At 69.0% G+C, this 13,181-nt stretch carries 11 protein-coding genes and 1 pseudogene; 7 read left to right on the top strand and 5 right to left on the bottom strand.

Annotation, left to right across the window (positions count from 1 at the left end):
* Positions 1-255: 255 nt before the first annotated feature.
* The 5 genes and pseudogenes from ACWDGI_RS20075 to ACWDGI_RS20055 all read right to left on the bottom strand — a co-directional run.
* A complete protein-coding gene (locus tag ACWDGI_RS20075) occupies positions 256-1,224 on the bottom strand; it encodes an aldo/keto reductase (RefSeq protein ID WP_450760767.1) in 969 nt (322 codons plus the stop codon).
* Entirely contained in the window at positions 1,221-2,060 is an 840-nt protein-coding gene (locus ACWDGI_RS20070) for an amidohydrolase family protein (protein ID WP_450760765.1), read from the bottom strand. Before ACWDGI_RS20070 ends, ACWDGI_RS20075 begins: the two co-directional genes overlap by 4 nt.
* Before the next feature lie 65 nt (positions 2,061-2,125).
* On the bottom strand, positions 2,126-2,449 hold the full coding sequence (locus ACWDGI_RS20065; RefSeq protein ID WP_450760763.1) for an L-rhamnose mutarotase: 324 nt from the start codon (positions 2,447-2,449) through the stop codon (positions 2,126-2,128).
* Between the two features lie 3 nt (positions 2,450-2,452).
* Positions 2,453-3,205 (bottom strand): SDR family NAD(P)-dependent oxidoreductase, encoded by a 753-nt coding sequence (locus tag ACWDGI_RS20060; RefSeq protein ID WP_450761355.1) that lies wholly within the window; start codon positions 3,203-3,205, stop codon positions 2,453-2,455.
* A 42-nt stretch (positions 3,206-3,247) separates the two neighbouring features.
* Positions 3,248-3,802, bottom strand: a pseudogene (locus tag ACWDGI_RS20055) (fumarylacetoacetate hydrolase family protein); the annotation flags it as partial.
* Between the two features lie 175 nt (positions 3,803-3,977).
* Here ACWDGI_RS20055 and ACWDGI_RS20050 point away from each other — a divergent pair.
* The 7 genes from ACWDGI_RS20050 to ACWDGI_RS20020 form a co-directional block, all read left to right on the top strand.
* A complete protein-coding gene (locus ACWDGI_RS20050) occupies positions 3,978-4,847 on the top strand; it encodes a FadR/GntR family transcriptional regulator (RefSeq protein ID WP_450760761.1) in 870 nt (289 codons plus the stop codon).
* Positions 4,848-5,037: 190 nt separating this feature from the next.
* Positions 5,038-8,247, top strand: coding sequence for a discoidin domain-containing protein (locus ACWDGI_RS20045; RefSeq protein ID WP_450761354.1), 3,210 nt, complete (start codon positions 5,038-5,040; stop codon positions 8,245-8,247).
* 81 nt (positions 8,248-8,328) lie between these two features.
* Positions 8,329-9,426 carry an enolase C-terminal domain-like protein gene (locus tag ACWDGI_RS20040; protein ID WP_450760759.1) on the top strand — a complete coding sequence of 366 codons (1,098 nt, stop codon included), beginning with the start codon at positions 8,329-8,331 and terminating at the stop codon, positions 9,424-9,426.
* Positions 9,427-9,553: 127 nt separating this feature from the next.
* The gene (locus ACWDGI_RS20035) at positions 9,554-10,942 is read left to right on the top strand and encodes an ABC transporter substrate-binding protein (RefSeq protein ID WP_450760757.1); all 1,389 of its coding nucleotides are present in this window, start codon (positions 9,554-9,556) and stop codon (positions 10,940-10,942) included.
* On the top strand, positions 10,939-11,871 hold the full coding sequence (locus ACWDGI_RS20030; protein ID WP_450760755.1) for a carbohydrate ABC transporter permease: 933 nt from the start codon (positions 10,939-10,941) through the stop codon (positions 11,869-11,871). The genes ACWDGI_RS20035 and ACWDGI_RS20030 overlap by 4 nt, the downstream gene beginning before the upstream one ends.
* Positions 11,868-12,782: a carbohydrate ABC transporter permease gene (locus ACWDGI_RS20025; RefSeq protein ID WP_450760753.1), complete on the top strand. Its 915-nt coding sequence runs from the start codon at positions 11,868-11,870 to the stop codon at positions 12,780-12,782. The genes ACWDGI_RS20030 and ACWDGI_RS20025 overlap by 4 nt, the downstream gene beginning before the upstream one ends.
* Positions 12,783-12,864: 82 nt before the next feature.
* Positions 12,865-13,181 (top strand): heterodisulfide reductase-related iron-sulfur binding cluster (locus ACWDGI_RS20020; RefSeq protein WP_450760751.1); only part of this gene is annotated, 317 nt, incomplete at its 3' end.

Here is a 13,181-nt window from a genome sequence, read left to right as displayed (position 1 = left end):
GGTCGGGGTGCCGGCCGCCGTGCTGTGCACAACACTGCAGGCCAGCGAGGGATCCGTGTGGTGTACAGCACCTGGTGCCACCCTGGGAGCGAGGGCGTTGAGGAGGCCGGCGGCGACCCGCCTACGTTCTCGACCCGGCCCGGATGAACCACGGGCGTGGTGCGCGGGACGGCGAGTGCTTCATGGCCGCATACTCCGGTCCTCGAACTTTCTCAGGCCATCGGACCACACCGTTTCATCCCCGGCTGGGACACCTCATATCGTCTCAACGGCGCTGTCCAAGTCGGCCCATGCCTCTTCGGTCAGGTCGACCGCGGCCCATCGGGCGGCCGCTCGCACTTCGTCGCCGGAGCGGAAACCTGCCACCACGCAGGCCACCTCGGGACTGCGCAGGGGGAAACGCACGGCGGCGTGGGGGAGGACCGTTCGGTGTCGGGCGCACACCTCGACGAGACCACGGACGCCGTGCAGCACGGCCGCGGGAACAGGACCGTAGTCGAAGGTGGCGTCGGCGGCCGGGTCGGGGCGGCTCAGGAGACCGGAGTTGAAGGGCGCCGCAGCGACGACGGACAGTCCTCGCGCAGCGCAGGCGTCGAGCAGCGGCCGGGCGGTGCGGTCGAGCAGGGTCCACCGCCCGGCCACCATGACAGTGTCGATGTCCGTCTCGGTGACGGTCCGCAGGAGCGGGCCCACGGTGTTCGCACCCACGCCCACCGCGCCGATGACTCCCTGGTCACGCAGATCCAGCAGCGCAGGTACGGCCTCACCGACGGCAGCGTCCAGGTGGTCGTCCGGGTCGTGGACGTAGACGATGTCGACCCGGTCCAGCCCCAGGCGGTCCAGGCTGGCTTCCAGACTCCGCAGCACGCCCGTGCGGGAGTAGTCGGGGCGACGGATCAGGGTGTCCGGTACGGCGAAGCCGCCCGCGGCCAGGTCGGACCCGGTAGGTGCGGGGTGAGGTTCCAGAAGCCGTCCGACCTTGGTGGAGACGGCGAAGTCCTCCCGCGGCCGGTCGGCGAGTGCCGCGCCAAGGCGCCGTTCCGACAGCCCCAGGCCGTAGTGGGGAGCGGTGTCGTAGTAGCGCAGTCCGGCGTCCCAGGCGGCGTCGACCGTGGCCCGAGCCTCATCGTCGCTGATGGCGCTGTAGAGGTTGCCGAGCGGAGCGGCACCGAAGCCCAGGGCGCTGACGTGCACCTTCGTGCGGCTCAGCCGCGTGACGTTCATGCCGGGATTCCGTACCAGTGCGCGGCGGTGGTGCCGAAGACGGCTTCGCGTTCTGCGTCGCTCAGGCCCTCGCACAGGATTTCGGCCACGGCGAGGACGTCGTCGTAGTGGGCTGCCAGGAGGCAGACCGGCCAGTCCGATCCGAACATGACGCGACTCGGCCCGAAGGTCGACCAGAGCACGTCCGTGAAGGAGCGCAGCGCACGAACCGCGTCGTCTCCGGAAGGCGTCCGGGTCACGAGACCGGACAGTTTCACGGCGACGTTGGGGCTCGCGGCCAGGTCCTTCATCTCGGCGGTCCAGGCGTCCAGGCCCGCCTCGCTGATCACGGGATTGCCGGCGTGGTCGAGGATGAAGCGCACGTCGGGCAGCTCGCGTACGGTCCTGACCGCGTCGGGGAGTTGGTCGGGTCGCACCAGCAGGTCGTAGGAGAGTCCGGCCGCGGCGACAGCCCGAAGGCCACGGCGGACGTCGCGGCGGGACGTCCAGTCGGACACCGGTTCGTCCTGGATACCGTGGCGGATTCCCACGAGCGCCGCCCCGCCCCGGGCGTCGCGCAGCTCGGAGAGGCGGTCGGTGACCGCCGGATCGGTCAGGTCCGTCCATCCGACCACGGCCTTCACATGCGTGTCTTTGGTGGTCAGCGCGAGCAGCTCCGGTGTCTCCTCGGCGTCGGCCATGGTCTGTACGACGACGGCCGTGTCGATGGCGTTGTGCTCGAGCAGCGGCCGCAGCTGGAACGGACTGAAGCTGCGGTGCAGTTCGGGCAGGCCGTGGGTCCAGGGCTGGTCACGGACCCGCAGGTCCCACAGGTGGTGATGGGCGTCGATGCGCATGGTCCGTTCCAGGTGAGAGAAGAGGCGGGCTGGACAGTGGTGCGGCGTCACGCGGGGGCGCGGGGTCAGTCGAGGTGAAAGAGTTCCTCGCCGCTTGCCCACAGCCGGCCGTCGGTGGCGGTGTCCAGCGGCTGCTGGCACGGGTCGGTCAGTGCCCACCACCGTTGTGAGGTCGGGTCGGCGGCGATCGCGGCGGTGTCGGCGGCGTAGTCGTCGCCGGTGTATTCGAGGTAGCTGAACAGCAGTCCGTCGCGCAGGAAAATCGAGTAGTTGCCGATGTTGGCCCGCTTGAGCGCCGCCAGGACGCCGGGCCATGCCGCGGCATGCAGGGCCCGGTACTCGGCCTCCTTCTCCGGGCGCAGCCTGACCACGGCGGCGTGGCGTTCCATCGCTCACGCCTCCTTTCGCAGCCGCAGGCCGTCCATGCCGCCGTCCACGGCCAGGCTGGTCCCGGTGGTGGATCCGGCCGCGGCGGAAGCCAGGTAGGCCACGGCTGCGGCGACTTCGTCCGCGGAGACGAGCCGGCCGTGCGGTTGCCGGGCCGCGAGCGCCGCGTATTCGGCCGCCGGGTCCGGAGCCCGCTCCAGAAGGCGTGCCACCCACGGCGTGTCGGCGGTGCCGGGGCAGACGGCGTTGACCCTGATGCCCTCGGGGAGCAGATCCGCCGCCATGGCGCGGGTCAGCGACAGCACCGCGCCCTTGGTGGCCGAGTACAGCGCCCGCTGGGGCAGGCCTGCCGTCGCGGCGATGGAGGAGATGTTGACGATCGCACCGTGCGCGGAGGACCGCAGCGCGGGCAGCGCGGCGCGGGTCACCCGCACGAGCCCGACGACATTGATGTCCCAGACCCGGTGCCACTCGTCGTCGGAGTTGTCCGCGATGCCGCCCTGGGCGCCGATCCCGGCGTTGTTGACCAGGATGTCCAGGCCGCCGAGGGCGTCGACCGCGCTGCTCACGGCAGCTGTGACGGAGGTGTCGTCACCGACGTCGGCCTGCAGGCACGCGGCGAACCCGTCGGGGGATGCCTGCGTCAGGTCCAGGATCGCGACGCGTGCTCCCTGGGAGGCGAGCAGCCGGGCGGTGGCCAGCCCGATGCCGGAAGCGCCGCCGGTGACCAGGGCACGAAGCCCGTTGAACCCGCTCATGTCAGGCCTCCTCGAATGTCTGTCGCTGGCGGCCAGTCCGTCGATCTCCACGTCCACGACATCACCCGTCCGCAGGTAGGGAGCGCCGGCCAGCCCGAGAGCGACGCCGGCCGGCGTGCCGGTGTTGATCACGTCACCGGGGCGCAGGACCATGAAGTGGCTGAGACAGCGGATCAGTTCGAAGACGCCGAAGACCATGTCGGAGGTACTGCCGTTCTGGCGGACCTCGTCGTTGGCCGAGAGCCGCAGGCCCAGGGCCTGGGGGTCGGGCACTTCGTCGGCGGTGAGCAGCCAGGGTCCCAGTGGGTTGAAGGTCTCGCAGTTCTTGCCCGTGTCCCACTGGTCGTCGACGACAGGGCGCAGATCGGGCCACGCGCCGTCCGGTCCGGATATCAGGGGTGTCTCGGCTCCTGCCGAGCCGTGCCGCGCCAGTCTCACAGAACTCTCCCGCAAAAGTGCCTTCGAACTTCGGCTGTCAGGTGCAGTGCGAGGTCGTCCGGCCCCGGGCGTGGACGCCGGCACACGCCGGACGCTCCTGCGGCACGACCACAGAGTCGGGTTACCGACACCTTGCAGTGTGCGATGGATCTGCTTCATCTGACGCTCAGGACCATAAGGATGAGATCGCTCTGGCGCAACAGAGGGCTCACAAACCTTCTCTGACCACTGACTCCGACACGTTAAGTCGGATTTGAAACTGATCTTCGTCAACATCTACCCATCACGTAACACCGATGTCATAGTGGCCTCGCCGATGAACCAGATTCATTTGATGAGCGAGAAGGAGTGCATCGTGCCCGATCCGTCACGCGCCCCGGGCAAGGGGGATGACGATGCGTCACATCCCTACCGACCCGGGTACGAGCTGGTGGCCGAGCAACTGTTGAACTACATCTCCGAACAGGGGCTGCGTCCCGGTGACCGGCTCCCCACCGAGAAGGGCCTCGCCGAGATCCTGGGCGCGACCCGCAACGTCACCCGCGAGGCCGTGAAGGTCCTGGCGGCCATCGGCAGGCTGAGCGTGCGGCGGGGGGCCGGCATCTTCGTGGCCGAGGGGACCGGGGGACTGGTCGACGACCAGATGTCCCAGTTCCGGCCGACGAGCATGGAAGACGTCCTGATGCTCCTGGACTACCGATCGGTGATCGAGTCGGAGACGGCCCGCAGGGCCGCCACCCTCGCCACCCCCATCGAAGTCCGTGCCATCAAGGACAGTGCGCAGGCCTCGCTGGAAGCCGCCGGACGGCACGAGGTGCACGCTTTCGCCCGCGCCGACGAGGCATTCCACGACGCGGTCGGCGCCGCCTCGCACAACGTGTTCCTCCGGTCGAGCGTCGCCGGTGTCCGGCGTCTTGCAGGCCAGTCCGACGTGCTGCTCTTCCACGGCGACGCCCCCGGCTCCCTGGAGGTCGCCGCGCGCCAGCACCTCGCCATCGCCGAGGCGGTCTCCGCGGGGGAGGCCGAACTCGCCGAGCAGCTGATGGTGGAGCACATCGCCACCACTCAGAGCCAGTTCGAGCGGAAGATCCGCGACCGGCTGTTCAACCTCGACGACCGCCCCGCCCCCGGGGCACCCGCGTGGCCGTCGGTGGACAGCGGCCCCGGGCCCGCTGCGGCGCCCCCGCAGACGTCGGCGTCCTAGCCCGGTGACGTGCCCGCGCCGACCGGCACGGGCACGTGCAGACCGGCGTACCGGTAACAGGGCGGACGACCTGCTTCCCGTGTTCCATTCACCAGGCGATTGGATCTCCGTGTCTCTTCTGTCTGCACGCAGGGGTAGAGCCGTGCCCCTGCCGAGAACCCTCATAGCCGCCCTGCCCGTCGCCCTGGCGATGGCCCCCCTGGCCGTCGCCCCGGCCCAGGCGGCCCCGAAAGCGTCCGGGCTCACCGTCTACGTCTCCCCGACCGGCAAGGACACCGGCCGGGGCAGTGCCGACCACCCCTTCAAGACCCTGGAACACGCACGGGACTACGTGCGCGACACCAAGAGCAAGGTCGACGGCGACATCCACGTCCGGCTGCTGTCCGGCACGTACCGGCTCAGCCGTACCTTCGCCCTCACCGCCCAGGACTCCGGCCGGGACGGGCAGCGGATCGTCTACGAGGCCGCGCCCGGTGCGCACCCGGTGGTCAGCGGCGGCAAGCAGGTCACCGGCTGGACCAAGGCCGACGCCGACGGCACGGTCTACAAGGCGAAACTGACCGGCCTCGACACCCGCCAGCTCTACGTCAACGGCGAGCTGAGAACCCGGGCGCGCAGCGGAAAGAACCCCTCGGGCTTCAGCAAGACCTCCACCGGCTACACCTTCACCGACAGCGCCATCAGCGCCTACAAACACCCCGCGGACCTCGAAGTGGTCAGCTCCTGGGGCTGGAAGCTCATGCGCTGCCCCGTGGAGTCGATCTCCGGCACCACGATGACGATGCGGCAGCCGTGCTGGCACAACGCCAACCTCCAGCAGGGTCAGGAGATCCAGAACCCGACCTGGCTGGAGAACGCCCGGGAACTGCTGGACAGCCCGGGGGAGTGGTACCTCGACAAGAGCGCCGGCGAGATCTACTACATGCCCGCGCAGGGTGAGGACATGAAGACCGCGGACGTCACCGTGCCCGTGGTCCAGGACCTGGTGGACCTGAACGGCACCCGTGACCACCCCGTGGCGAACGTGTCCCTCCAGGGCATCACCTTCTCCTACTCCACCTGGCTCGAGCCGAGTTCGGCCGACGGGCTCATCGAGGGCCAGGCCGGCTTCCGGATGGTCGGCGACGACAACCCGACCTTCGACTCCACGCGCCTGAACTGGAAGAAGACCCCCGGAGCGGTCAACGTCAGCCACGGGCAGGGCATCGAGTTCACCGGCAACACCTTCACGCACCTCGGTGCCGTCGGCCTGAACCTGAACACCGGCACCCAGCACACCACGATCACCGGCAACGTGTTCCGCCAGATCGCCGCGACCGGCATCCAGATCGGCGGAGTCACCTGGGGCGACGCCCACCCCGACGACCCCCGTGACATCACCCGGGACACCCGCGTCGACAACAACGTCGTCACCGAGGTCGCCGACCAGTACAACGGGTCGCTGGGCATCCTGGCCGGCTACACCGACTCCACGGTGATCACCCACAACAAGGTCCACGACCTGCCCTACAGCGGCATCTCCGTCGGCTGGGGCTGGGGCCTGACCGACCAGGGCGGCAACTCCGCCTACCTCGGCAACGCCGGCGTCCCGGTCTCCGACACCGCGACCATCAGCCGTGACAACGTCGTCAGCGACAACGAGATCAGCGACATCATGAAGTCGCAGGCCGACGGCGGAGCGATCTACACCCTGAGCGACAACCCCGGCGGCCGCGTCTCCGGCAACTACATCCACGGCGTGCCGGCCCCCGCCTACGGTGCCGTCTACCACGACGAGGGCAGCCGCCACTGGACGAACACCGGCAACGCCTTCTGCGACATCGCCTTCCAGTGGCTGCTCATGAACCACGCCGAGGACAACCGGGCCACCGGCAACTACACGACCAACCCCGCCTTCAGCGTCCAGTACCTCAGCAAGAACGACACCGTCAACGGCAACATCACGGTGGGGGCATGCGACCAGCTGCCCGCCTCGATCGTGGACAACGCCGGCCTGCAGAAGCCCTACCGCCATCTCGACCCCGATCCCGCCGTGACCGACCACCGGGCTCCCACCGTCCCCGGCACCCCGACCGCCGTCACCGACTTCCCGACCGTGGCCGACCTCAGCTGGCCCGCCGCCACCGACGACACCGCGGTCACCGGCTACTCGGTGTTCCAGGACGGCAAGCTCGTCAACGCCTCCGCCACCCCCGCCGTGCGCATTCCCGGCCTGACCGCCGGAAAGACGTACACCTTCAAGGTCACCGCCCGCGACGCGGCCGGCAACGAGTCGGCACCGAGCGGCACGCTGAAGCTCACCATGCCCGCCGGCCAGGACCTGGCACTGAAGAAGCCGGTCACCGCCTCCTCCGACTCCGAGGACAACCATCCTGAGAAGGCGGTGGACGGAGACCTGTCGACCCGCTGGGCCCAGGGCCTCGGCCTGCCCGACCCGTCCTGGATCCAGGTCGACCTCGGCGGCTCCTACGACGTCGACGGTGCGATCACCACCTTCGAGAAGGCAGGCGGCTACAAGTACCGCATCGAGGTGTCACCGGACGAGGTCCACTGGAAGACCCTCACCGACCGCACCGGCGCCAACACCACGGCCCAGACCAACTACGACCACACCGGCACCCCTGTCACCGGCCGCTACGTACGGCTCACCGTGACCGGATCCAGCGGCAACGGCGGCAGCATCTTCGACTTCCAGGTCTACGGCAGCCCGGCCGCTCCCAGCTCGGACCACACCGCTCCCTCGCGACCCGGGCAGCCCGAGATCCGGCCGCTGGCGCCCGGCGCCCTGGACCTCAGCTGGTCGGCCGCCACGGACGACACGGCCGTGACCAGCTACGCCGTCTACCAGGACGGCAAGCGCATCGCCGTCACCGACGACACCACCCTGCGGGTCACCGGCCTGACGGCCCACACGCAGTACGCCTTCACGGTCGTCGCGCGTGACGCCGCGCTGAACGCGTCAGACCCGAGCCCCGCGGCCACCGTGACCACACCCACCGACAACGACCTCGCCCTGCACAAGCCCGCCACCGCGTCCTCCGAGTCGGACGGGTACGCGCCCGCCAACGCCTTCGACGGCGACCTGTCGACGCGCTGGGCCCAGGGCCTCGGCCTGCCGGACCCGTCCTGGATCCAGGTCGATCTCGGCGACGCCACCGACGTCTCCAGCGTGGCGGTCACCTTCGAGAAGTCCAGCGGCTACAAGTACCGCCTGGAGTACTCCACCGACGGCGAGAACTGGTCCCTGTTCGACGACCACACGGCGGACAACACCACCTCGGCGACCAACTACGCCTTCGCCGAACACCCGGTCACCGCACGCTACCTGCGCCTGACGGTCACCGGTTCCAGCTGGAACGGCGGCAGCATCTACGAGCTCCAGGCCTACGGCGGCTTCTGAGCCACCCGCACGGCGGGCGTCCGGCGGCCACCGCGCCGCCGGCACCCGGCCGGCTCCTCCCACACAGAGACGAAAGCCAGAATGAAGATCACCCATGTCGAAGTACACCGGATCGACGTTCCGGCGGCCAGCCCACCCTTCCGGTGGCGCGACGGCCTGAGCGGAAGCCCCGAGGTCGGCGACGGCGCGGTCCTGCACATCGGCACCGACGAAGGCGCCGAGGGCGTGGCGGTGTTCGCCCGCCCGGGAGCCTTCACCACCCTCACCGAACTCGTCGACCGGGTCTTCCGGGAAGAGCTGCTCGGCGCCGACCCCCTCCAGCGGGAGTGGCTGTGGCACCGCGTGTGGGAACTGGACCGCATCCACGAACTCCCGCTCCCCACCCTCGGTCTCATCGACACCGCCCTGTGGGACCTGGCCGGCCGCTACCACGGACAGCCGGTCTGGCGCCTCCTCGGCGGGTTCCGCGAGGCCATCCCGGCCTATGCCTCCACCTCCACCTTCTCCTCCACCGAGGAGTTCCTCGACGTGGCCGACCAGTGCCTGGCACTGGGCTACCGCGGTATCAAGCTGCACGCCTGGGGCGACGCCCGCCGTGACGCGGCGCTCTGCCTCGCGCTGCGCGACCACGTAGGCCCCGACATCCCCCTCATGTACGACGGATCCGCGGGGTTCGACCTGCCCGACGCGATCCGGCTGGGCCGGGCACTCTCCGAGGCCGACTACCTCTGGTACGAGGAGCCGATGCGCGAGTTCAGCATCACCGCGTACCAGAGGCTCGCCGAAGCGGTGGACATCCCGCTGCTGGTCGCCGAGACCTCCGACGGAGCCCACATGAACTCCGCCGACTTCATCCGGGCCGGCGCCGCCACCTTCGGCGTCCGCGCCAGCACCAACCTGCGGGGCGGCATCACCGGAGCCATGCGCACCGCCCACCTCGCCGACGCCTACCGGCTGCGGGCCGAGGTGCACGGTTCGGACATCCCCAACCACCACCTGTGCATGGCCATCTCCAACACCACCTACTACGAGTCCCTGGTGACCGCGGCGCACGTCGTACGCGAACGCCATGTGGACGACCAGGGTCTGGTCCACGCTCCCACCGGACCGGGCATCGCCCTTCCCCTCGACTTCGGCTACGGCGACGCACTGCTGCCCTTCGTCGAACAACCGTGCTGAGCCGGCAGTGATCGCCGTTCACCGCGATGGCGACCACTGCCGACGCCCCCCATCCGGCGCACCACCCGAATCGCGCGGGGATTCATCCCGCCGGTAGAGAACCGAGCATGAACAGAAAGGCACGACGATGAGGTCTTCCGGATCTCCGACAGGCGCCCGACGCCGCGCGGTCGTCCGTACTGCGGCCGCAGCCATCTCTCTGGCCACCGCGGCCGTGCTGGCCGGTTGCGCCAGCGCCGACACCAGCACCCAGTCCTCCTCCTCTTCCAAGGCCGCGTTCAAGCCGGTCAAGCAGAAGGACGGCTCCGAGATCACCGTGTGGGCCGACTCCACCCGGCTGCCGGCCGTACAGGCCTACCAGAAGGCTCATCCGGACGAGAAGCTGAAGATCGTCACCTACGACGGCGGAGCGGACGGCTCGACTTACCTGCAGTCCAAGATCCAGCTGTTCGACCGCACCGGCGGTGGCTGGCCCGACGTCGTCTTCGGCTCACCCACCGATGTCACCTGGGCCTCGAAGGCCACCAAGCCCGGCGCCCAGCCGTTCGCCGCCCCGCTGGACGACAAGCTCGTCCCGCAGAGCACGCTGAAGGGCTTCGCCAAGGGCTCCCTGACCCCCTGCCAGTTCAACGGCCACACCTACTGCCTGCGCAACGACATCGCGCAGGTCGTCCTCTGGTACAACAAGTCCCTCATGGACAAGTGGGGTTACCAGGTCCCCACCACGTGGGAACAGTACGAGGCCCTGGGCAAGAAAGTGGCCAAGGAGCACCCCGGCTACCTCGTCGGCTCGGTCGGCGACACCAACTCCCACGAGTCGTACTTCTGGTCCGGCCAGTGCCCGGCGTTCGACCTGGTGCAGCCGGACACCCTGCGCACCGACCTCCAGGACCCGAACTGCACCCGCACGGCCAAGCTCCTGGACGGCCTGATCGACGCCAAGGCCGTCACCACCAAGGGGTTCTTCAGCCAGGGCTTCGCCAAGGACAGCGGGGACAAGGTCCTCATGGCCTACGGCCCCTCCTGGTACGGCCAGTACCTGTTCAAGGCCGCCTTCAAGACGCCCGCCAAGCAGATCGCCGCCGCGCCCCCGCTGACCTGGCAGGGCGAGTCGACGGTCGCCACCGGCAACGTCGGCGGCGGCGTGTGGATGGTCTCCTCGCACAGCGCCAACCTCAAGGGCTCCACCGACCTCGTGACCTGGCTGACCACCTCCGACGCCAATCAGGCCTCGGCGCCCACCTACCCCGCCTACACGAAGGCGGCACAGGCCTGGCTGGCCAACCCGGCCAACAGCGACTACTTCGCCAATGACGTCAGCGGCGCGTTCCAGAAGGCCGCCGACGCCGTGTGGACCGGCTGGTCCAACACCCGGTTCTCCGACTCCACCGCCTGGTCCAGCGTCGTCCTGCCCGCCCTCACCGCCGGCAAGAGTCTCACCGCGACCCTGCCCGCCTGGCAGCAGGAGATCGGCAACGAGGCGAAGGCCCAGGGATACAAGGTGGTCACCAAGTGACCCTGCTGGAGACCGAGCGCGTCGCCGTCTCCGCCCTCCGCCGCGGCACCGCGCCGCGGCGGAGGCGCCGCAGTACGGCCGGATACCTCTTCGTCGCCGGATACGCGCTGCTGCTGCTCGCCTTCGGTGTCTTCCCGACCTGCTACTCCTTCTACCTGGCTTTCACCAACGACCGCGGCCAGTTCACCGGCCTCAACCAGTTCGTGAAAGTCGCCAAGGACTACCGCTTCCTCCCGGCCTTCGGCCACATGCTCGTCTATCTGCTCCTGTGGCTGGTCACCCTGGTGGTGCTGGTCGTCCTGGTCGCCGTGGTGCTGCGCAGCCGGATCCGCCCCGGCCTCTCCGCGCTCCTGCGCTTCCTGTACTACCTCCCCGGCGCGCTGGCCGGCGTGGCCAGTGTCCTGGTCTGGCTGTTCATGCTCGATCCGGACGTCAGCCCGGTGTCCTGGCTGCTGGAGAGCATGGGTTTGCACACCTTCGCCGCCGCGCTGGCACCAGGCAACCTGCCGCTCATCCTGATGCTGATCGCGTTCTGGACCGGTGCGGGCGGCTGGATGGTCGTGATGTACGGAGCCCTCAACAACATCCCCGACGAGGTGCTCGAAGCCGCCCGGATGGACGGCGCCGGACCCTGGCGCACCGCCTGGCACATCCAGATCCCCATGATCCGGCAGTGGATCGTCTACATGACCATCATGGCGTTCGCGACGGGCACCCAGCTCTTCGTCGAACCCCAACTGCTGCAGACCGCCAGCCTGGGCCGTGTGAGCCCGACCTGGTCGCCCAACCAGCTGGCCTACGTCTACGCCTTCCAGCAGGGCGACTTCAACGGCGCCGCCGCGATTTCGGTCTGCCTCCTGGTCGTAGGACTGCTTGCCGCCGGTCTCCTGGTAGCCCGCTCGAACCTGTTCACGTTGGATGAAAAATGACGCTGCCCACTTCCGCCTCACCGACCGCCGGCCGTCTCGTCCGGCCTGGCCGTGCCCTGTCCTACGTCGTCGTGGGCATCCTGCTGGCCGCGCTGCTGGTCTTCTTCGTCCTGCCGGTGGTCTGGCTGCTCCTCGCACCCTCGAAGACCGCCGGTGAAGTGGTGCGGGACAACCCGCTCTCCTTCGGTTCCTTCCACCAGGTCGGCGCGGCGTGGAAGCACCTGTTCGCCTTCCAGGACGGCGCCATGTTCACCTGGCTGCGCAACTCCGCGATCTACTCGGGCGGTTCACTCGTCCTCACGCTGCTCGTCAGCGTCCCCGCGGGCTACGCGCTGGCCCTGACGAAGTTCCGCGGCCGCAAGCTGCTCCTGGTGATCACCCTCGTCACCATGATCATGCCGCAGGCCACCCTGGTGCTCCCCGTCTTCCTGGAGCTCAACCGCTTCCATCTGATCGGGACGGTCTGGTCCGTCATCCTGCCGTTCTCGTTCTATCCGTTCGGCGTGTACCTGGTCTACATCTACTTCGGCAGCAGCTTGCCCAGGGACCTCCTGTCCGCGGCGCGCATCGACGGATGCACGGAGTGGCAGCTGTTCGCCCGCATCGCGCTGCCCTTGGCCAAACCCGTCGTCGGACTGGTCGCCTTCTTCAGCTTCGTCGGCAACTGGAACAACTTCTTCCTGCCCTACCTCGTGCTGCCCAACAGCGAGCAGTTCCCGATCCAGGTCGGCCTGAACCAACTGCTCACGTCCACACCGTCGTTCAACCCGGTCGCCGGCGCCGGCTTGAACATCACCATCCCGGAACTGGCCCTGGCGATCATCCTTGCCATCCTGCCCGTCCTCGCGCTCTTCCTCGTCTCACAGCGCACCCTGGTGGCCGGCATGCTGGCCGGCGCCACCAAGGAATGACCGCCGTGCCTGTCGCCCTGGCCTGTGCCCGTGTCAACGAGACTCCCTGCACTCATCCGATGATCGACCGCGAGGAGCCGTGATGCGTGTCGCCCTGTTCCTGACCTGTGTCAACGACACGCTGTATCCGGACACCGGCCGTGCCATGGTGAAACTCCTGACCAGACTGGGCGTCGAGGTCGACTTCCCGATGGCCCAGACCTGCTGCGGACAGGCCCACTACAACACCGGATACCGCCACCAGGCAGAACCACTGGCCCGGCATTTCTCCGATGTCTTCGCGCAGTACGAGGCGATCGTGACGCCGTCCGGGTCGTGCGGGGCGATGGTGCGCGAGCTGTATCCGAGGATGGGTGAACGGGCCCGGGCGGAGGGCCGCGGCAGCGGCCTCGCGATGGC

The sequence above is a fragment of the Streptomyces sp. NPDC001220 genome, assembly GCF_053597895.1.
This window is presented reverse-complemented; position numbering and strand designations above follow the sequence as displayed.

Excerpts from the sequence above, each read along its gene's own strand:
- ACWDGI_RS20035 (WP_450760757.1), top strand. The coding sequence starts at position 9,554 with ATGAGGTCTTCCGGATCTCCGACAGGCGCCCGACGCCGCGCGGTCGTC.
- ACWDGI_RS20060 (WP_450761355.1), bottom strand. The coding sequence starts at position 3,205 with ATGAGCGGGTTCAACGGGCTTCGTGCCCTGGTCACCGGCGGCGCTTCC.
- ACWDGI_RS20025 (WP_450760753.1), top strand. The coding sequence starts at position 11,868 with ATGACGCTGCCCACTTCCGCCTCACCGACCGCCGGCCGTCTCGTCCGG.
- ACWDGI_RS20040 (WP_450760759.1), top strand. The coding sequence starts at position 8,329 with ATGAAGATCACCCATGTCGAAGTACACCGGATCGACGTTCCGGCGGCC.
- ACWDGI_RS20075 (WP_450760767.1), bottom strand. The coding sequence starts at position 1,224 with ATGAACGTCACGCGGCTGAGCCGCACGAAGGTGCACGTCAGCGCCCTG.
- ACWDGI_RS20065 (WP_450760763.1), bottom strand. The coding sequence starts at position 2,449 with ATGGAACGCCACGCCGCCGTGGTCAGGCTGCGCCCGGAGAAGGAGGCC.
- ACWDGI_RS20070 (WP_450760765.1), bottom strand. The coding sequence starts at position 2,060 with ATGCGCATCGACGCCCATCACCACCTGTGGGACCTGCGGGTCCGTGAC.
- ACWDGI_RS20045 (WP_450761354.1), top strand. The coding sequence starts at position 5,038 with ATGGCCCCCCTGGCCGTCGCCCCGGCCCAGGCGGCCCCGAAAGCGTCC.
- ACWDGI_RS20050 (WP_450760761.1), top strand. The coding sequence starts at position 3,978 with ATGAGCGAGAAGGAGTGCATCGTGCCCGATCCGTCACGCGCCCCGGGC.